Annotated in this window: 15 protein-coding genes and 5 pseudogenes; 10 read left to right on the plus strand and 10 right to left on the minus strand. The window is 54.2% G+C overall.

Annotated features, from left to right (window positions below; genetic code table 11):
• Positions 1 to 47: 47 nt before the first annotated feature.
• The 5 genes and pseudogenes from O3W44_RS15720 (at position 48) to O3W44_RS15740 (ending at position 4,231) form a co-directional block, all read left to right on the plus strand.
• On the plus strand, positions 48 to 1,079 hold the full coding sequence (locus O3W44_RS15720; RefSeq protein WP_269293784.1) for a hemin-degrading factor: 1,032 nt from the start codon (positions 48 to 50) through the stop codon (positions 1,077 to 1,079).
• Positions 1,076 to 1,894, plus strand: a complete 819-nt coding sequence (locus O3W44_RS15725; protein WP_269293785.1) for a heme/hemin ABC transporter substrate-binding protein — start codon at positions 1,076 to 1,078, stop codon at positions 1,892 to 1,894. Before O3W44_RS15720 ends, O3W44_RS15725 begins: the two co-directional genes overlap by 4 nt.
• Positions 1,887 to 2,876: a FecCD family ABC transporter permease gene (locus O3W44_RS15730; RefSeq protein ID WP_269293786.1), complete on the plus strand. Its 990-nt coding sequence runs from the start codon at positions 1,887 to 1,889 to the stop codon at positions 2,874 to 2,876. Before O3W44_RS15725 ends, O3W44_RS15730 begins: the two co-directional genes overlap by 8 nt.
• Positions 2,876 to 3,651 (plus strand): annotated as a pseudogene (locus tag O3W44_RS15735) (heme ABC transporter ATP-binding protein). The gene O3W44_RS15730 and the pseudogene O3W44_RS15735 overlap by 1 nt, the downstream one beginning before the upstream one ends.
• Before the next feature lie 94 nt (positions 3,652 to 3,745).
• Complete coding sequence (locus tag O3W44_RS15740; protein WP_269293787.1) at positions 3,746 to 4,231, plus strand: CinA family protein; 486 nt, start codon at positions 3,746 to 3,748, stop codon at positions 4,229 to 4,231.
• 37 nt (positions 4,232 to 4,268) lie between these two features.
• Here the strand turns inward: O3W44_RS15740 and acuI are convergent, their stop codons facing one another.
• Positions 4,269 to 5,252 carry an acrylyl-CoA reductase (NADPH) gene (gene acuI, locus O3W44_RS15745; RefSeq protein ID WP_269293788.1) on the minus strand — a complete coding sequence of 328 codons (984 nt, stop codon included), beginning with the start codon at positions 5,250 to 5,252 and terminating at the stop codon, positions 4,269 to 4,271.
• A gap of 770 nt (positions 5,253 to 6,022) precedes the next feature.
• Here acuI and O3W44_RS15750 point away from each other — a divergent pair.
• Positions 6,023 to 8,176, plus strand: a pseudogene (locus O3W44_RS15750) (ornithine decarboxylase).
• A 74-nt stretch (positions 8,177 to 8,250) separates the two neighbouring features.
• On the opposite strand, the pseudogene mltC reads toward O3W44_RS15750, so the two are convergent.
• The 3 genes and pseudogenes from mltC to mutY all read right to left on the minus strand — a co-directional run bounded on the left by mltC (position 8,251) and on the right by mutY (position 10,740).
• Positions 8,251 to 9,329, minus strand: a pseudogene (gene mltC, locus O3W44_RS15755) (membrane-bound lytic murein transglycosylase MltC).
• Positions 9,330 to 9,382: 53 nt separating this feature from the next.
• Entirely contained in the window at positions 9,383 to 9,655 is a 273-nt protein-coding gene (locus tag O3W44_RS15760; RefSeq protein ID WP_269293789.1) for an oxidative damage protection protein, read from the minus strand.
• On the minus strand, positions 9,655 to 10,740 hold the full coding sequence (gene mutY, locus O3W44_RS15765; protein WP_269293790.1) for an A/G-specific adenine glycosylase: 1,086 nt from the start codon (positions 10,738 to 10,740) through the stop codon (positions 9,655 to 9,657). Before mutY ends, O3W44_RS15760 begins: the two co-directional genes overlap by 1 nt.
• A 154-nt stretch (positions 10,741 to 10,894) precedes the next feature.
• Here mutY and trmB point away from each other — a divergent pair.
• The 3 genes and pseudogenes from trmB to O3W44_RS15780 all read left to right on the plus strand — a co-directional run bounded on the left by trmB (position 10,895) and on the right by O3W44_RS15780 (position 12,809).
• Positions 10,895 to 11,613: pseudogene (gene trmB / locus O3W44_RS15770) on the plus strand (tRNA (guanosine(46)-N7)-methyltransferase TrmB).
• Complete coding sequence (locus tag O3W44_RS15775) at positions 11,613 to 11,939, plus strand: YggL family protein (protein WP_269293791.1); 327 nt, start codon at positions 11,613 to 11,615, stop codon at positions 11,937 to 11,939. The pseudogene trmB and the gene O3W44_RS15775 overlap by 1 nt, the downstream one beginning before the upstream one ends.
• 153 nt (positions 11,940 to 12,092) lie before the next feature.
• Positions 12,093 to 12,809, plus strand: a complete 717-nt coding sequence (locus O3W44_RS15780) for a DUF2884 domain-containing protein (RefSeq protein WP_269293792.1) — start codon at positions 12,093 to 12,095, stop codon at positions 12,807 to 12,809.
• 42 nt (positions 12,810 to 12,851) lie between these two features.
• Here the strand turns inward: O3W44_RS15780 and hemW are convergent, their stop codons facing one another.
• From hemW to O3W44_RS15800, 4 genes are read right to left on the minus strand one after another with little or no spacing between them, the layout of a single operon-like run.
• Positions 12,852 to 13,991, minus strand: a complete 1,140-nt coding sequence (gene hemW, locus O3W44_RS15785) for a radical SAM family heme chaperone HemW (RefSeq protein WP_269293793.1) — start codon at positions 13,989 to 13,991, stop codon at positions 12,852 to 12,854.
• Entirely contained in the window at positions 13,984 to 14,577 is a 594-nt protein-coding gene (locus tag O3W44_RS15790; RefSeq protein WP_269293794.1) for an XTP/dITP diphosphatase, read from the minus strand. The genes hemW and O3W44_RS15790 overlap by 8 nt, the downstream gene beginning before the upstream one ends.
• Positions 14,578 to 14,597: 20 nt before the next feature.
• Positions 14,598 to 15,152, minus strand: coding sequence for a YggT family protein (locus O3W44_RS15795; protein WP_269293795.1), 555 nt, complete (start codon positions 15,150 to 15,152; stop codon positions 14,598 to 14,600).
• Positions 15,153 to 15,163: 11 nt separating this feature from the next.
• Positions 15,164 to 15,871: a YggS family pyridoxal phosphate-dependent enzyme gene (locus O3W44_RS15800; protein ID WP_269293796.1), complete on the minus strand. Its 708-nt coding sequence runs from the start codon at positions 15,869 to 15,871 to the stop codon at positions 15,164 to 15,166.
• A gap of 14 nt (positions 15,872 to 15,885) precedes the next feature.
• Here O3W44_RS15800 and O3W44_RS15805 point away from each other — a divergent pair.
• A pseudogene (locus O3W44_RS15805) lies at positions 15,886 to 16,877 on the plus strand (type IV pilus twitching motility protein PilT).
• On the opposite strand, the gene ruvX reads toward O3W44_RS15805, so the two are convergent.
• Positions 16,874 to 17,293, minus strand: a complete 420-nt coding sequence (gene ruvX / locus O3W44_RS15810; protein ID WP_269294457.1) for a Holliday junction resolvase RuvX — start codon at positions 17,291 to 17,293, stop codon at positions 16,874 to 16,876. The pseudogene O3W44_RS15805 and the gene ruvX sit on opposite strands and share 4 nt — an antisense overlap.
• Positions 17,290 to 17,853, minus strand: a complete 564-nt coding sequence (locus O3W44_RS15815; protein WP_269293797.1) for a YqgE/AlgH family protein — start codon at positions 17,851 to 17,853, stop codon at positions 17,290 to 17,292. The genes ruvX and O3W44_RS15815 overlap by 4 nt, the downstream gene beginning before the upstream one ends.
• Positions 17,854 to 17,922 lie beyond the last annotated feature (69 nt).

Genomic DNA, 17,922 nt, shown 5'->3' on the forward strand with positions numbered 1-17,922 from the left:
AACAAGCCCTGCGGCAGTGCAGGGCATCCTCATGGGAGCAATGCGCTATGAACCAGACTTACCAACACTATCTGACCCTGAAGCGTGAACAACCGAAAAAGTATGCCCGCGATCTTGCTGCACTGATGGGCATCAGCGAAGCGCAGTTGTGTGAAGCGCGCCTCGGCCAGGACGCACGGACGTTAAAAACTGATTTCCCGGCACTGCTGGCGGCGCTTGAGACATTAGGCGAAACCAAAAGCATTACCCGCAATGAATACGCCGTTCATGAGCACTTTGGTGAGTATAAAAACCTGCATCTGGGCGGTCATGCTGGCATCGTGCTTAACCCGCGCGCGCTTGATCTGCGACTGTTTCCGTCGCAGTGGCACAGTGCATTTGCGCTTAGTGAGCACACCGCGCATGGCGAGCGCCAGAGCGTACAGATTTTTGATCGTCACGGTGATGCGGTCCTGAAAATCTATCTCACTGAAAACACCAATAAGGCCGCCTGGCAGACGCTGATTGAACAATTTAGCCAGCCCGCCGCCGCACCGCTCGCTATCCAGCCAGTGCCCGCCCCCAACTGGGCGCAACAGGTTGATGCCGCCGCCCTTGATGCTGAATGGCGAGCCATGACCGATGTGCATCAGTTTTTTGCGCTGCTGAAGCGCCATAATGTTTCACGTCAGCAAGCGTTTCGCGCAGCAGGTAACGATCTTGCCTGGCAGGTAAGTAATAACGCGCTGGCAACGGTACTGGATTTAGCGTTGCAGGATGGCAATGAGATCATGATTTTTGTCGGCAATCGCGGCTGCACCCAAATCTTCACTGGCGTAGTGGAAAAGCTGGTGCCGATGGAAAACTGGATCAACATTTTTAATCCGCGATTCACGCTGCACCTGATGGAGAATCAGGTCAGTGAAAGCTGGGTAACACGTAAACCGAGCGGTGATGGGTTTGTCACCAGTCTGGAACTGTTTGCCGCTGATGGCTCGCAGATCGCCCAGCTTTACGGTCAGCGTAGCGAAGGCACGCCAGAACAGACGCGCTGGCGCGAGCAGGTGATGTCACTGAGCGCAGCGGGGGAAGCGGCATGAAACGCTTTCTTTTACTGCTGCTGGTGTCGTTGCCTGGGCTGGCAGCAGAGCGCGTGGTATCGATTGGCGGCGATGTGACGCAAATCGTTTATGCCCTGGATGCGCAGCAAAATCTGGTGGCGCGAGACAGCACCAGCCAGCATCCGGCCCAGGCCACAAAACTGCCGGACGTAGGCTATATGCGCCAGTTAAATGCTGAAGGTATTTTGGCACTGAAACCCACCCTGGTGTTGAGCAGCGAACTGGCAAAACCCTCACTGGTTCTGAAGCAGGTGGAACAGGCGGGGGTAAAAGTCGTGGAGGTCAGCGGTGAAAACAGCCTGCAAGCGATCCCGAAAAAGATCGCTACCATCGGTAAGGCCCTGAACCGCGAGGCGCAGGCTAAAACGCTGGAGGCCCAGGTTGAAAAGCAACTGGCACAGCTGCCAAAGCAGACCTTGCCGGTCAAAGTGCTGTTTATCATGGCGAACAGCGGCATGAAGTCGCTGGCTGCGGGGAATCAAACCGCGGCTGACGGTGCTATACGCAGTGCCGGACTGGTGAATGCGATGGCGGCAGTGCCACATTATCAGGCCCTGTCGCAGGAAGGCGTAGTCGCTGCAGCACCCGATTTAGTGGTGATTGGTGATGACGGACTGAAGGCGCTCGGCAGTGAAGAGAAGCTGTGGCAACTGCCGGGACTGGCTCTGACGCCAGCCGGACAGCATCACAATCTGCTGGTGATCGATACCATGGCGCTGCTCGGTTTTGGGCTGGACACGCCGCAGGCGATTGTCAAACTGCGCCGTGCCGCGGAATCACTCCGGGATGATTAATCTGCGCTGGCTGTTGTTGATGCTGGTGAGCATGCTGCTGGTGATGGTAGCGGCGGCTAATTTCGGCGCGATGCCGCTGTCACTGCGTGGCTTATGGCAAGCGCCGTTCAGCGATATCAGTTGGCAGATCTGGCTGAATATTCGCTTGCCGCGTGTGTTACTGGCCGTGCTGCTCGGTATGGCATTAGCGGTCTCTGGTGCGGTAATGCAGGGGCTGTTTCGCAATCCTCTGGCCGACCCGGGCCTGTTGGGTATCAGCAGCGGCGCGGGATTAGCAGTAGCGGTGGCCATTGTTATGCCGCTGGCGCTGCCCGCGGTTATAGCATTATGGTTACCTACCATCGCCGCCTTTACGGGCAGCCTGCTGGTGACCTTGCTGATATTTAGTTTTAGCCAGCTTGCACGTGGCAACCTGTCGCGGCTGCTGCTGATTGGCATTGCGATTAATGCCTTATGCGGTGCGGCGGTTGGCGTGCTGTCCTGGCTGAGTAACGATCAGCAACTGCGGCAGCTGTCGCTGTGGGGCATGGGCAGTTTGAGCCAGGCGCAATGGCCATCCTTGCTGGTTTGCGCGCTGTTAATTTTGCCTGGGCTGCTGCTGTTACAGACGCGCGCGCGGCAGCTCAATCTGCTGCAACTGGGTGATGAAGATGCGCATTATATGGGCCTCGACGTTAAACGCAGCCAGCGTCAGTTGCTGGTGCTCAGTGCACTACTGGTGGGCACTGCCGTATCGGTGAGCGGCATAATTGGTTTTGTTGGCCTGGTTGTGCCGCATGTGATGCGTTTCTGTCTGGGCAGCGATCATCGCTGGCTGCTACCAGGCTCAGCCCTGGCTGGCGCTATTTTACTGCTGCTGGCTGATACGCTGGCGCGCACCGTTGTGATCCCGGCAGAAATGCCCGTTGGCTTACTCACCAGCCTGATTGGCGGGCCGTGGTTTCTCTGGCTGATCCTGCGTCAGCAGCGAGGAATGGACTAATGGAAACATTACAGGCGAAAGGATTACGCTTCACCCATAACGCGCGGACGTTAATTGAGCATCTTGATCTGACGCTAGCGGCAGGTGAAATGGTGGCATTGATTGGTCCCAACGGTGCGGGCAAATCGACCTTGCTGCGCATGTTAACCGGTTTCCTCAAGCCCGATCGCGGCGAATGCTGGCTCGGCAATCGACAGTTAGCTGACTGGCCGCGCAATGAGCTGGCACGACGACGCGCCGTGATGCGCCAGCAAAACAGTATGACGTTTTCGCAGTCTGCTGAATCAGTGGTAGCGATGGGCCGCGCTCCCTGGCCGGGTAAACAGTCGGCGGAAATTGTGCAACAGGTCATGCGGTTAACCGGCTGCAACACGCTGGCAACGCGCGATTACCGGCAACTTTCCGGGGAGAGCAGCAGCGTGTGCAACTGGCGCGCGTGTTAGCACAACTGTGGCAGGATGACGCGCCGCGCGGCTGGCTGTTTTTAGATGAACCGACTTCGGCGTTGGATCTTTTCTGGCAGCAACAGACGCTGCGCCTGCTGCATAAACTGACGCGATCGGGCGATTTCAGCGTGTGCACCGTGTTGCACGATCTCAATCTGGCATCGCTGTGGGCAGATCGTATTTTGCTGTTACACCAGGGTAAGCTGGTGGCGCAGGGCACGCCGCAGCAGGTGATGACCGAAGCGACACTTACGCGCTGGTATCAGGCTGAACTTCACGTAACGGCGGACAGTGAGAGCAAGTGTCCCTATATTCAACTACGCAAGTAATCCGTTTCGCTTTGAAAACATCGGCTTGACGGCACATCAGTCTGTTTATTTTCAGCCATACTTTGTTTTTGGTTACAAAACAGGAATAAAAAATATGGCAGAAAAACTTAATCAAGCGGCTGAAAATCTGGGCAAACTTCTGTTATCTTCCGGGCTTAAACTGGCGACCGCCGAATCCTGTACCGCCGGCCTCATCAGCATGACGCTGGCAGCAGTCGAAAACAGCGGTAACTTTTATACCAGCGGCTTTGTCACCTATAGCGATAATGCCAAAATCCGCCTGCTGGGCGTCGATGCCGGGACGATTGAGCACCATACTGCCGTGAGCGAAAAGACCGCGCGTGAAATGGCAAAAGGGGCATGCGATCGTTCTGCAGAACCGGTAAGCATTGCGATAACCGGTTATGCCGGGCCAGATGGTGGCGAAGATGGTACACCTGCAGGAACGATTTGGTTCGGCTGGCAACTGCCCAATGGCATAGTAGAGGCCGAATGTCGCCATTTTGAAGGGGAACCAAAAGAGGTGATGGAGCAGGGCGCACTTTACGCGCTGACCGGACTAATCTCACGCCTGAAATAACGTTATTGCCGCCCCGACAATGAGGCGGCATTTTTATTTAGCGGCAGTCGACGATCAGGCGTCCGCGCACTTTACCCTCTAAAAGATCCTGGGCGGCTTGCTTTGCTTCGCTCAGGGGAATGACCTGGGTAAGTTTGCTGAACAGCGCGGTATCAAGATGTTCGCCAAGGCGCTGCCACGCTTGCTGGCGCAGCGGTTTTGGACACATCACGCTGTCGACACCGGTTAAGGTCACGCCACGCAGGATAAAAGGTGCCACGCTGGCAGGCAGATCTAAACCTTGCGCCATACCGCAGGCAGCAACCACGCCGTCGCGCTGTGTCGCCGCCAAAACATTGCTTAGGGTATGGCTGCCAACGCTATCAATCGCCGCAGCCCAACGCTCTTTAGCGAGCGGCTTGCCCGGTTCGGCCAGTTCACGACGGTCAATAACTGATGATGCACCAAGCGTGTTAATCAAATAATCTTCATCGCTGGCGCGCCCGCTGGAAGCGATGACCGCAAAACCCAGGCGAGACAGCAGACTGACGCTAAAACTGCCGACACCTCCGCTGGCTCCTGTCACTAATACCGGGCCGCGATCGGGTGTTACGCCCTGTTTTTCCAGCGCCATGACGCACAGCATGGCCGTCAGTCCCGCTGTGCCGATTGCCATGGTTTGTAGGGGGCTGAGTGTGGCAGGCACATCAACTAACCAGTCGCCAGAGACGCTGGCTTTTTGCGCCAGGCCGCCCCACTGTTTTTCTCCCACTCCCCAGCCTGTAAGCAGAGCAACATCATCTTGCTGCCACTCTGAATGGCGGCTTGCGGTGACACGTCCGACAAAATCGATGCCCGGCACCATCGGGAACTGGCGCACAATAGGGCCTTTATTACAGATTGCCAGCGCGTCTTTATAGTTAAGGGTGGAGTAGCTGATATCCAGCGTAACGTCGTGATTGGGAAGTTGTGATTCGGAGAGATCTTTCAGCAGGGTGCGATAACCTTGTTCATCATTTTCTATGACCAGTGCTTTAAACATGCAGCCTCCGGTAAAGGGGAAAAGAGGTGAATAAGTCTACGCTTCTGTAGGGCGTTGCGGTAGAGCAGGATTGTGCTGGTGCTTTTCCGCTTTCATGCCTTTCACCCTACAACGCTGGCACCAGCGCAGGGCAGTATCTTTCTCTGCCAGCGAGACAGGGGGAAGATGAGCGCATCAGGCTGCAACGGATTGAGAAAGGAGAGCTGAACTATCTGTCTGCATAATTGTTCATAACTTACAGGAATTTAAGCATTTATTTGGGTGGGTTTTGGATATTTTCATTAAATATCAAGGGGATGTGTTTTGGGTCTTTTGACTATTTAATTACCAGTAACGGGTTGTCGATACGGCAAAAGATGACATCATAACCGCCACTTTTCGACGCTCGTTATTCCTGTCACCGAGGACGCCGCCATGTTCAGCACAATGCGCATCAGCACTTGTTCCTGTTCGCTCCTGCCTGAGCGCGCGTTCGCCATTGTCGTTACACACTCGCTCACCATGCGGTGAAGCCAGCCTGACGCTCACTGTTGGACATGCGTAAAGCCAGATACGCTCTGACTTTACTGATGTCTATCGGTCTGTAACTGCCATGCTTTACCTTGCAGGTGCCTGTGCGTCCCCTTACTGAGTCAGTTCCGGGAACATTACGCGCCCTGCTTTTTTGCAACGCATGGGGTTACAACACATCGCAATGCATCATTCGCCGGGGATCCTTCCCTATTGCTGTGCCGCAGGCACCCACTCCCTGACTGTTAGGGATTTGTGTTATGACACCACTGAAAATTGCTGCCAGCGCCGCTGTGGCGCCAAACCTGACCCTCAACACCGCGCGCGACGTGGTAACGCTGGACAACACTGATTTTACCGACGTGGCGGCTGTGGTCGTCTCTCTGGCTGATACGCGCAGCGGCGTACTGGCGCTGTTGCGTCATACCGGCTTTAATCTGCCGGTATTTGTCGCCAACGCCTTCGAAGAAGAAGTGCTGCATCTGCCTGGCGTAACCGGTGAGCTGAATGGCGAACCGCAAGACTGGGCTGCGCTGGAAGCGGCTGCTCAGGCGTATGAATCAACCTTGCTGCCCCCTTTTTCGACACCCTGACCAAATATGTCGACATGCAGAACAGTACGTTTGCCTGTCCGGGACATCAGGGCGGCGCGTTTTTCAGGAAGCATCCGGCAGGTCGCCAGTTCTTTGATTTTTATGGCGAAAATGTTTTTCGTTCAGACATGTGCAACGCCGATGTCAAACTGGGCGATTTGTTGATCCATGAAGGTTCTGCGAAACACGCACAGAAGTTTGCCGCCAAAGTTTTCAACGCCGATAAAACCTACTTTGTGCTGAACGGAACCTCCAGTGCCAATAAAGTGGTGACAAATGCGCTATTAACACGCGGCGACTTAGTGCTGTTTGATCGTAACAATCATAAGTCTAACCATCATGGTGCCTTGATTCAGGCGGGCGCAACACCTGTTTATCTGGAAGCGGCGCGCAATCCGTTTGGCTTTATCGGTGGCATTGATGCGCACTGTTTTGATGACGCTTATCTGCGCGAGCAAATCAAAAAAGTGGCTCCGCAGCGGGCAAATGAGCAGCGGCCTTTTCGTCTGGCAATCATCCAGCTCGGCACCTATGACGGCACGGTATATAACGCACGCCAGGTCGTGGATCGCATTGGTCATCTGTGCGATTACATCCTGTTTGACTCAGCGTGGCTGGGTTACGAGCAATTTATTCCGTTGATGGAAGGCTGCTCACCCTTAACGCTGGAGCTGAACGAGAACGATCCCGGCATTTTTGTTACCCAGTCGGTGCACAAGCAGCTGGCGGGCTTCTCTCAGACGTCGCAAATTCACAAAAAGATAATCACATTCGCGGACAGAAACGCTTCTGCCCGCACAAACGCCTTAATAACGCCTTCATGCTGCACGCATCGACCAGCCCGTTTTATCCGCTGTTCGCTGCGCTGGATATCAATGCCAAAATGCATCAGGGCGAAGCGGGTCGCCGCATGTGGCAAGAGTGCGTCACGCTGGGCATTGACGCGCGTAAAGCGATCTTTGAACGCTGTGAGATGATCCTGCCTTTTGTGCCAGAAACGGTGAACGGCAAAGCGTGGCAGGATGCGCCAACGGCTGAGATCGCCAGCGATTTGCGCTATTTCAGCTTTGAACCCGGGGCTAAATGGCACGGGTTTGCGGGCTACGATCGCGATCAATATCGGGTCGATCCCTGCAAGCTGCTGCTGACAACGCCAGGCATTAATGCGGCAAGCGGTGAATATGCTGACTTTGGCATTCCGGCCACCATTCTGGCGAACTATCTGCGTGAAAACGGCATCGTGCCAGAGAAGTGCGATCTTAACTCGATTCTGTTCCTGCTGACGCCAGCCGAAAGCGCAGAAAAGATGGCGCATCTGGTCTCGATGCTGGCGCAGTTCGAACAGCATGTAAAGAGGATGCGCCGCTGGCGGAAGTGTTGCCAACGATCTACCGCAAAAATGCGAAGCGTTATGCGGGTTACACGCTGCGCCGCTTGTGCCAGGAGATGCACGATCTTTACGTCAGTTACGATGTGAAAGGATTGCAGAAAACGATGTTCCGTGAAAAAGGTTTACCGCCCGTGAAAGTGGATCCGCAGGATGCACATCAGGCTTATATTCGCGGGGATGTTGAACTGGTCGCCATTGCTGATGCGGAAGGCCGGATCGCGGCTGAAGGTGCTTTGCCGTACCCACCGGGTGTGCTGTGCGTAGTGCCGGGCGAAGTCTGGGGCGGGGCGGTGCAGCGTTACTTCCTGGCGCTGGAAGAGGGTATTAATTTACTGCCGGGCTTCTCGCCAGAATTGCAGGGCGTTTATACCGAGACCAGTGAAGATGGACGCAAATATTTAGTGGCGAATATGATGGTGGAAAGTCAGTAAGTTCTGCGCGCTGTCCCCTCCTGATTTTTCCCGTGCGTGGCGAAAGAGTAAGGCAGGGGGCAGCGCGCACGCTATTAATAGCGGTGATAGCTACGCTGTGCGGTACTGACTTTGTAGAGATAGCGGCGCGATTCCGCTGACGGATGCTTGCTGGTCAGGGTCTGGTACACCTGGCCAGGAGACATCTCATTAATGACGCTGAAGGCACGATCCTTATCGCTGGAGAAAACGCGCAGCACGCTACCCGCGCCACCGTTATAAGCGGTAATCACAGCGTAACGCCGCGACAGCGGATCCTGAATTCCCCTAGATAACTTTTTTGCAGGATCGACAAATAGGCCGTTCCTGCATCAATGTTATTTTCAGGATCAAGCAGATAGCTGCGGCTCGGCTTGCCCCATTTACCCTTCATGCGGAACACATCCACACCGGCCGTGTGCTGAACAACCTGCATTAAACCAAGCGCATCCGCGTGGCTCACCGCATAGGGGTTAAAGCTCGACTCAGTCTGCATAATCGCCAGAATCAGCGAGGCATCAACGCCATACTCTTCAGCCGCCTTGCGCACCATCGGCAGATATTTATGCGCACGCTTGTCCAGGTGGTTTGGCACCATTGGGATCGTGATTGAGTAAATGACGTGCAGACCGGAAGTGCGGCGCTTCAGCTTATTCTGGATCAGATAATCAGCAAAGTTCTCAGCGCGCCCCTGCCAGCGGATCGGCTGACCGGTGTTATCCAGCACCTGCCCATACAGCAGTGGCTCTTTGCTGATCACAATATCGTTGGCGTCGGAGTAGAGATCGACATTGCCAGGATCGTCACCAATCAACAGTGTGGTCACTATTGCCTGGCGCAGGCTGGCCATCGGATCGGTTCCGGCAATGGTCTCGATGGTAATACTACCGCTCTCAAAGTTAATGTGGCTGCGGGTGTAATAGTTGTCGCTGTATTTGACGTAATCTTTTGGTCCTGCAATCAGAACCTCTTTAATACCCCAAATATTCTCGATGTTATGGGCGAACTGACCCATTAAAATATCAAAGCCGTTGGTGTCTTTAATCCAGTCTTCGTGATACTGCTGCTTTTTTTGTCCGGAGCAAGAAACCAAAAGTGGTGCAATCACCAGCAAGGCTATCAACTTTTTATTCATTGGAAATCTGTGCCTGACCTGGAAAAAGGCCTCAATCCAGAGGCCAAAATAAATTACGCTTCGGGCGGTGTGTAGCCTTCGATATGCACGTCTTTGCCTTCAAACAGGAAATTCACCATCTCCTTTTCCAGCACTTTACGATCTTCCGGGTTCATCATGTTGAGCTTCTTCTCGTTGATCAGCATGGTCTGCTTGGCCATCCACTTCTGCCAGGCTTCTTTTGAAATCTCGTTATAGATACGCTTGCCCAGCTCGCCAGGGTAGAGCTGAAAGTCCTGACCTTCAGCGTCGCGTTGTAAAAATGTACAAAAAATAGTGCGGCTCATTATTCTTCCTCATTGATCTCACAACTGTGCAAAGCCAGTTGCTGGGGATGACGCAATTCGTGCAACAGTCGCTCGACGGGCGCGGCTAATCCCACTGACGGTGGCTGCGCTAAGTTATACCAGAGACCGCCAGCTTCATCCATTAATGCCCCAACAGAAGGCCATGCCAGCCACATTGGCACGATATCCAGATGAAAATGACTAAAGGTATGACGAAAAGCGGTCAGCTGCTGCGGTTTTGCCTGAATGCCACGCGCCATCAACCAGTCGGTTAATGCGTCTTCGGTGCTAAATTGTGGGAAACAGAACAGACCGCCCCACAATCCCACCGGTGGGCGTTGCTCCAGCCACACCTCGTCGCCATGCTGCATCATCAGGAAAAAGCCGCTGCGTTCAGGAAGTACCTGCTTTGGCTTTTTGCCCGGATAGCTCGCCCAGCTCTGACTGGCGTAAGCCACGCAGCCGCTGTTTAGCGGGCAAATTTCACATTTGGGTTTTGAGCGGGTGCAGACAATCGCACCGAGATCCATCATCGCCTGGTTAAACTCACTGACGCCTTGCGCCGGGGTAACGGTTTCGCTGATTTCCCATAAACGTTTTTCCACATCCTTTTTGCCCGGCCAGCCCGGCACGGCATAACAACGCGCCAGTACGCGCTTCACGTTGCCATCAAGGATAGGAAAATGTTGTCCCAGCGACAGTGACAGAATCGCGCCTGCGGTGGAACGCCCCACGCCAGGCAGTGCGGCAACATCATCAAAGTTGCGTGGGAACTCGCCCTGATGCACCTCAACGATCTGTTTTGCCGCTTTGTGCAGGTTGCGCGCCCGGGCGTAATAGCCGAGACCGGTCCACAGATGCAGCACTTCATCTAACGGCGCAGCAGCCAGATCGCTGACCGTGGGGAAACGCGCCATAAAGCGTTCGAAATAAGGAATAACGGTAGCAACCTGGGTTTGCTGTAACATCACTTCGGACAGCCACACCTTATAAGGCGTTTTCTCTAACTGCCACGGCAGGGTTTTGCGGCCAAAGTGCTGATACCAGTCCAGCACCTGTTGCGCGAACTGCGGCGCTTGCATCATAAGAAGGAAATTTTCCGTGTTTACTCTACACTCAGGCAGGAATTCCAGCACATGCATCACTGGGTGTAAACCGGAAGATTGCAAAGGCTTGCTTCTGCTTATGAACTTTGCATAATGCCCGTTTCCCAGAACAGGCTAACCAGCAGGCTTCGACATGATTAATGACGTCATCACCCCGGAATTTGATGAAAACGGGCGCCCATTGCGCCGTATTCGCAGTTTTGTGCGCCGCCAGGGCCGGTTAACTAAAGGCCAGCAGCTGGCACTCGATAATTACTGGCCGGAGATGGGCGTAGAGTACCAACCAGAGCCGATTGATCTGCCGCAACTGTTTGGGCGCGACGCGCCGGTAACGCTGGAAATCGGTTTTGGCATGGGCGCATCACTGGTCACTATGGCGCAAAATAACCCACAGCAAAATTTTCTGGGGATTGAAGTCCACGCGCCAGGCGTAGGGGCCTGCCTGGGCGCCGCGAAAGAAGCGGACGTCGAGAACCTGCGCGTGATGTGTCATGACGCAGTAGAAGTGCTGGAAAAAATGATCCCAGACAACTCACTGCGCATGGTGCAACTCTTTTCCCCGATCCGTGGCACAAAGCGCGCCACAACAAGCGTCGTATCGTACAGGTCCCGTTTGCTGAACTGGTCATGCGCAAGCTGAAGCTGGGCGGCGTGTTCCACATGGCAACCGACTGGGAAGCTTACGCCGTACACATGCTTGAAGTCATGAACAGCATCGACGGCTACAAGAACCAGTCCGAAACACAGGATTATGTGCCGCGTCCCGAGACGCGTCCACTGACTAAGTTTGAGCAGCGCGGGCAGCGTTTAGGCCACGGCGTATGGGATTTAATGTTTGAGAGGATGAAATAATGGCCACACAACGCAGCCGCCGTTTACGTAAAAAGTTACACATTGATGAGTTCCAGGAGTTGGGTTTCTCCGTGGCCTGGCGCTTCCCGGAAGGCACCTCTGAAACTGAAATCGACGACACGCTGAATCAGTTTATCAATGAAGTGATCGATTCTAACGGCCTGGCTTATGACGGCAGCGGTTATTTAGTCTGGGAAGGTCTGGTGTGCCTGCAAAAATTAGGTAAATGCACCGATGAGCACCGTGAACGGGTGCGCGCCTGGCTGGAAAATCGCAACCTGCAGGATATTCAGGTTACTGAACTGTTTGACGTCTGGTGGGACTAAGCGTCTGTTGCGGCCTGTGCACCGGGCAGTGCTCGCATTCCTCACGTACTTCAGTACGTTTCGGATGCTGTGCGCTGACCGGTACTCCATTCGCGGCGACATTGACGTCAGACCTTTTAGATCGGTTTCAGTAAGGTAAGACAGAAGGAATTTATGATGCGTAAAGTGCTTTTAGCGGGGCTGTTGCTGGCGGCGACGCAGGTGCAGGCTGCATACGAATGCAGTGTAAAACCGCAGGATGATGTGGTGATTAAGCCGCAGAGCGTGCAGGTGGTTGGCACGAATGGCAATCTCGAAATCACGCCGCAAGGCGATGTGCAGTTTAATGGTCAGCGCGTAACGATGGACAATGCGAACCGTCAGAAAGCGATTGATTACCAGAGTTCACTGCGTCGCGATCTGCCGTGGATCGATAGCGGTGCCACTTCACGTCTTGAGAAAGGCCGTGCGGCGCTGGATCGCGTCATTGTTGAAAAGCTGGGCGCTAACAGCAATGTACGCAATCGCCTCAGCACGCTGAACACGCAGTTAAAGCAGCAGATGAACCGTATCATCGAGCATCGCCCGGACGGCTTAACCTTTCATCATCAGGCAATCGACCAGGTCCGCGCCGACGGAGAGCAGCTGGTGCAGACGACGCTGGGCGGCGTAATGCAGGACAGCCTGAACGAGATGGGCAGCAAGCAGGCCAGTAATGGCAGCAACCCATTACAGGCAATTATGGGCAATCTTGGCGGGCTTCAGCAGGCTATTCAGGCGGAATGGAGCAGCCAGGAACAGGATTTCCAAAACTTTGGTCATGAAGTCTGTAATCGCGTCATCTCGCTGGAAGATCAGCGTAAAAGCCTGGTGGCGGGTCTGAAAAAATAAGGCAATGCAGCAGCCAGCGCGAAGCTGTCTGCTGCATCTGTATTATGCTTCGGCTAAAAACAGCTCCAGCAGCGAATTTAAAAACAGTTTCCCTTTCTCAGTGATTTGCCACTGCTCATCGGTTTCATTCACATAGCCCGCTGCAATTGCGGCATCCATCTGTTCCCGAATAGCGGTTTCGGCTAAACCGGTATAACGGGAAAATTCCTGGCGCGGCGCTGCCTCCAGCAGACGGAAGCGGTTCATGAAGTATTCGAATGGCTTGTCGCTGTCTGCCACGTCGTACTGTTTGTCGAGATAATTTCCCTTCATAAAACCGCGTGGATGACGGGTTTTCACCGTGCGTACGATGCGACCGTCAGGCTGGGTCAGTTTGCCGTGCGCACCACAGCCAATGCCGAGGTAATCACCAAAGCGCCAGTAGTTCAGGTTATGTTCACAGCGATATCCCGGCTTAGCGTAGGCCGAGGTTTCATACTGTTGATAACCGGCCGCCGTGAGTAACTGATGCCCCTGTTCGAAAATATCCCACAGCGCGTCGTCATCAGGTAATACCGGCGGACGTGAACCAAACAGCGTATTGGGCTCAATGGTGAGTTGATACCAGGAAAGGTGAGGGGGATTGAGCGCAATCGCCTGACGCAGATCGTCCAGCGCCTCCTCCAGTGACTGATCGGGCAAGCCGTGCATCAGGTCGAGGTTGAAGCTGCGTAAATGCAGGCCTTCTGCCAGTTGTGCTGCACGCTTCGCCTCTTCCGGGCCGTGAATGCGGCCCAGACGCTCCAGCTTTTGCGGACTGAAACTCTGCACGCCAATGGAGATGCGATTAATTCCGGCGCGCTGATAGGCGCTGAAGCGATCGGCTTCCACCGTTCCCGGATTCGCTTCCATGGTAATTTCAGCCCCTTCCGCCAGCGTCAGGCGCTCACGCACGCCATCCATTAACATCTGCATGGCGTTGCTGCTCAACAGGCTCGGCGTACCGCCACCAATAAAAATGGTGCGCACTTCACGATTCTGTATCAGTGGCAGATCGTTTTCTAAATCGCGCAGCAGGTGCTGCACATATTCAATGTGCGGCACCTCGTCTTTCAATGCGTGGGAATTAAAATCGCAGTAGGGACATTTCTGAACGCACCACGGAATATGAATGTACAGGCTTAACGGCGGCAGATTAGGCATTACGCATCGCTTCCAGCAACAGCGTCAATGCTTTACCACGATGAGAAACCGCGCCTTTTTCCGTTTTGCTCAGCTCGGCGGCGGTTTTGCCTGACTCAGGCACATAAAAAATGGGATCGTAACCGAAGCCACCTTCACCCGCTGGCGCACGGGTAATCTCACCCTGCCAGCTGCCGTGAAACACTAACGGCACAGGATCTTCAGCGTGACGCAGATAGACCAGCACACAATGGAATTGCGCCTGTCGCTGACCATCAGGCACATTTTTCAGGGCCACGAGCAGCTTCTCCAGATTTTGCCGATCGCTGGCCTCTTCGCCAGCGTAGCGCGCTGAATAGATGCCCGGTGCGCCACCCAGTGCATCCACGGCTAAACCCGAATCATCAGCAATTGCCGGTAAACCGGTGATATGCGCCGCATGGCGCGCTTTAAGAATGGCGTTTTCGATAAAGGTCAGGCCGGTCTCTTCAGCCGACGCTACGCCAAGATCGGTTTGCGCCACGATATCCAGGCCAAAGGCGGAGAGCAGGTCCGCCAGTTCACGTACTTTGCCGGGATTACCGGTTGCGAGCACAACTTTTTGCATAACAGTTCCAGTTTATTCGGTTACAGCAGATACCAGAGACCCGGGAACAGGTCCATGCCGAGAAAATTCAGGGCATATAACACCAGAATCACGATCATTGCTGAAAAATCGATGCCGCCCATCGCCGGTAAAATGCGACGAATCGGTGCCATCAGCGGTTCAGTCAGTTGAATCAGCACGTAGTCAACCGGGCCACGGCCCTGACTAATCCAGCTCATCAGCGAGCGAATGATAATCACCCAGAACACCAGATAACCGGCAGACTTCAGCAGTGACAGCAAGCCAACCAGTAAATTAGTGGGATCGACCGAGAACACACCAACCTGAATCAATAATAAAATCGGATATTTAAGCGTCGTAAGCACAAAGGCTAACAGCAGCGAGGCGGTATCAATCGGTCCTATTGCCGGAAGAATACGACGCAGCGGCTTAATAACCGGCTGAGTAATTTTCACTACAAATTGCGACAGTGGGTTGTAAAAATCACAGCGTGACCACTGCATCCAGATGCGTAGCAGCAGCACCATGACGTAGAGATCAATCAGCGTTTTTACTAAAAACGTCATTGTTAACATGAGTTCCTCAATTATTGTTGTGTTTTGCTCGTGTAATCGCGTGAGCCAAATATTGCGGTGCCGATACGCACCATTGTGCTGCCTGCGGCAATGGCCGCTTCCATGTCATCGCTCATTCCCAGCGAGAGCGTATCCACTTCTGCGTAATGCTGTTTCAACTGCTGAAATGCGCCGGCCATCTGCTGACACATCGCCAGTTGCCGATCGTAATCATCTTCTGGAGCCGGAATCGCCATCAATCCGCGCAGGCGCAACTGCGGTAATTGTGCAATGTGCTGTGCCAGCGCAGGAATGGCCTCCAGCATGATGCCAGATTTGCTGTTTTCGTCACTGATATTTACCTGAATTAACACATTAAGCGGTGGCAGCGTGGCCGGACGCTGATCGTTCAGGCGTTGCGCAATGCGTAAGCGATCAACCGTGTGACACCAGGCAAAATTCTCAGCCACCAGACGGCTTTTATTAGACTGAAGTGGCCCAATAAAATGCCATTCCAGTTGTGGATGTGCGGTCAGTGCCTGAATCTTTTCAACCCCCTCCTGCACGTAATTTTCACCAAAGGTGATTTGCCCGGCGGCAGCGGCCTCTTCGACCGCGCTCGCAGGTTTAGTTTTGCTCACCGCAAGCAGGGTAATTTCTTCTGGCGCTCTGTCGCAACGCGCGGCGGCGGCAGAGATTCGCTGCCGTACTTGCTGTAGGTTGTGCTGAATTGAGGTCATAGTCAGGAGAAATAATGAATCTGAATGAAATTGTGGCCCTTAGTGTAAAGCATAACGCGGCCGATCTGCATCTTTGCAGCGGACATTTGCCCTACTGGCGACGGCAGGGCAGGCTGGAAGCGATAGCGGATTACCCACACATCACGCCTGAATGGATGGAGCAGTTTATTCACCAGTGGCTGGATAATGCGCAACAGCAGCAGTTAGCGCACGACGGACAACTCGATTTTGCACTGAGTTTGCCAGGCGGGCAGCGTTTGCGCGCTAACCTGTTCAGGCAGCGACAGGGCTTATCGCTGGCGCTGCGCACTATCGCCAGTGACATTCCAACTCTGGAGAGCTTGCGCGTGCCTGCTATTGTACCGCTGCTGCTGGAAAAACAGGATGGTCTGATTTTGATTACCGGCGCTACCGGCAGTGGAAAATCGACCACGCTGGCCGCAATAGTCGATGCCATTAATCGCCAGCAGGCGCGGCATATCATCACGCTGGAAGATCCCATTGAATTTATCCATCACAGCCAGCACTCATTGATTCAGCAGCGGGAAACGGGCGTACATTGCACCTCCTTCTGCCAGGGTTAAAAGCGGCGCTACGCGAAGATCCTGACGTTATCCTGCTGGGCGAGCTGCGCGACAAAGAGACGATTCGCCAGGCGCTGACGGCAGCGGAGACCGGGCATCTGGTTTTGGCGACGTTGCATACGCGCGGTGCGGCACAGGCGGTTGACAGGCTGGTGGATGTTTTCCCGGCAGAAGAGAAAAACCAGGTGCGCCTGCAACTGGCAGGCAGCCTGAAAGCTGTGATTGCCCAGCGGCTGGTGCCGTCACGCACGGGAGAAAGAGTGGGGCTGTTCGAAGTGCTGGTGGCGACGCCCGCAGTATCGAATTTAATCCGTGAAGGAAAGATTCATCAACTCGCAGGCGTGCTGCAAACCGGCGCGCAGGCCGGGATGCAGACATTCGAACAGAGCATTATTGCTCGTCAGAAAGAGGGGCTGATTTAGGCGTGCGTTTCGAACCAGTCTTGCAGGATGATAGCGGCAGACTGTGAATCAACCGAGCCTTTGTTCAGTGCGCGATAACCGCCGCGCTCAAACAAACCGGCGCGTGCTTCAACGGTGCTGAGTCGTTCATCTTGTAGCTCAACGCGGATCCCAAAGCGGCCATGCAGGCGATTAGCGAATTTACGCGCGCGCGCCGTCAGCGGTTGCTCAGTCCCGTCCATGTTGAGCGGTAAACCTACGACGACAAAATCGGGTTGCCACTCTTTAAGCAGCTTTTCGATTTGCAGCCAGTCTGGCGTACCCTCTTGCGCTTTAAGCGCAGCCAGCGGGCGGGCGTTGCCGGTGAGTTGCTGCCCAACCGCGACACCAATGCTTTTGGTGCCAAAGTCGAAGCCTAATAGTGTTTGGGTCATCAGGCGTGTCCGGCGTCGCTGGCCATATTATGAATATCCACGCCGATGCTGCGCGCTGCTTCTCGCCAGCGTTCAGAAATAGGCGTCTTGAACAGAATGTTGCTGTTCGCCGGGGTCGTCAGCCAGGCATTTTCCATCAGCTCGCTCTCCAGCTGATCCTTTTCCCAGGCACAGTAACCCAGCGCGACCAGAACGTTATCCGGCTGCGATGGCGTACCTATCGCTTCTAACACATCACGTGATGTTGTGATCACCGTGGTATCAGAAATACGGATACTGGATGTAAAAGTGCGTTGTGCAGAATGCAGGATAAAGCCCCGATCTTCAGCCAGTGGACCGCCCGCGAAGACCGGTTTGTCCAGCTTGATGTCAGGATCGCGATCTTCAGACGAGATCTTGAGCTTCTTCAGAATGCCTTCTACCGTCAGGTTTTCCATGGGCTTGTTGATGATCAGCCCCATCGCACCTTCTTCATTATGTTCACAAACGTAAACCACCGAACGTTTGAAGAAAGGATCCTGCAGCGAAGGCATGGCAATCAAAAAATGATGCTGTAAATTCATTCTCACTTAATGTACCAAAAATAACCGACGCGCAGTTACCGCGTCGGTGTTGGGTTGATCTCGGAGCAA

The sequence above is a fragment of the Pantoea sp. LMR881 genome (genome assembly GCF_027157825.1).
Lineage (GTDB): Bacteria > Pseudomonadota > Gammaproteobacteria > Enterobacterales > Enterobacteriaceae > Pantoea > Pantoea haifensis.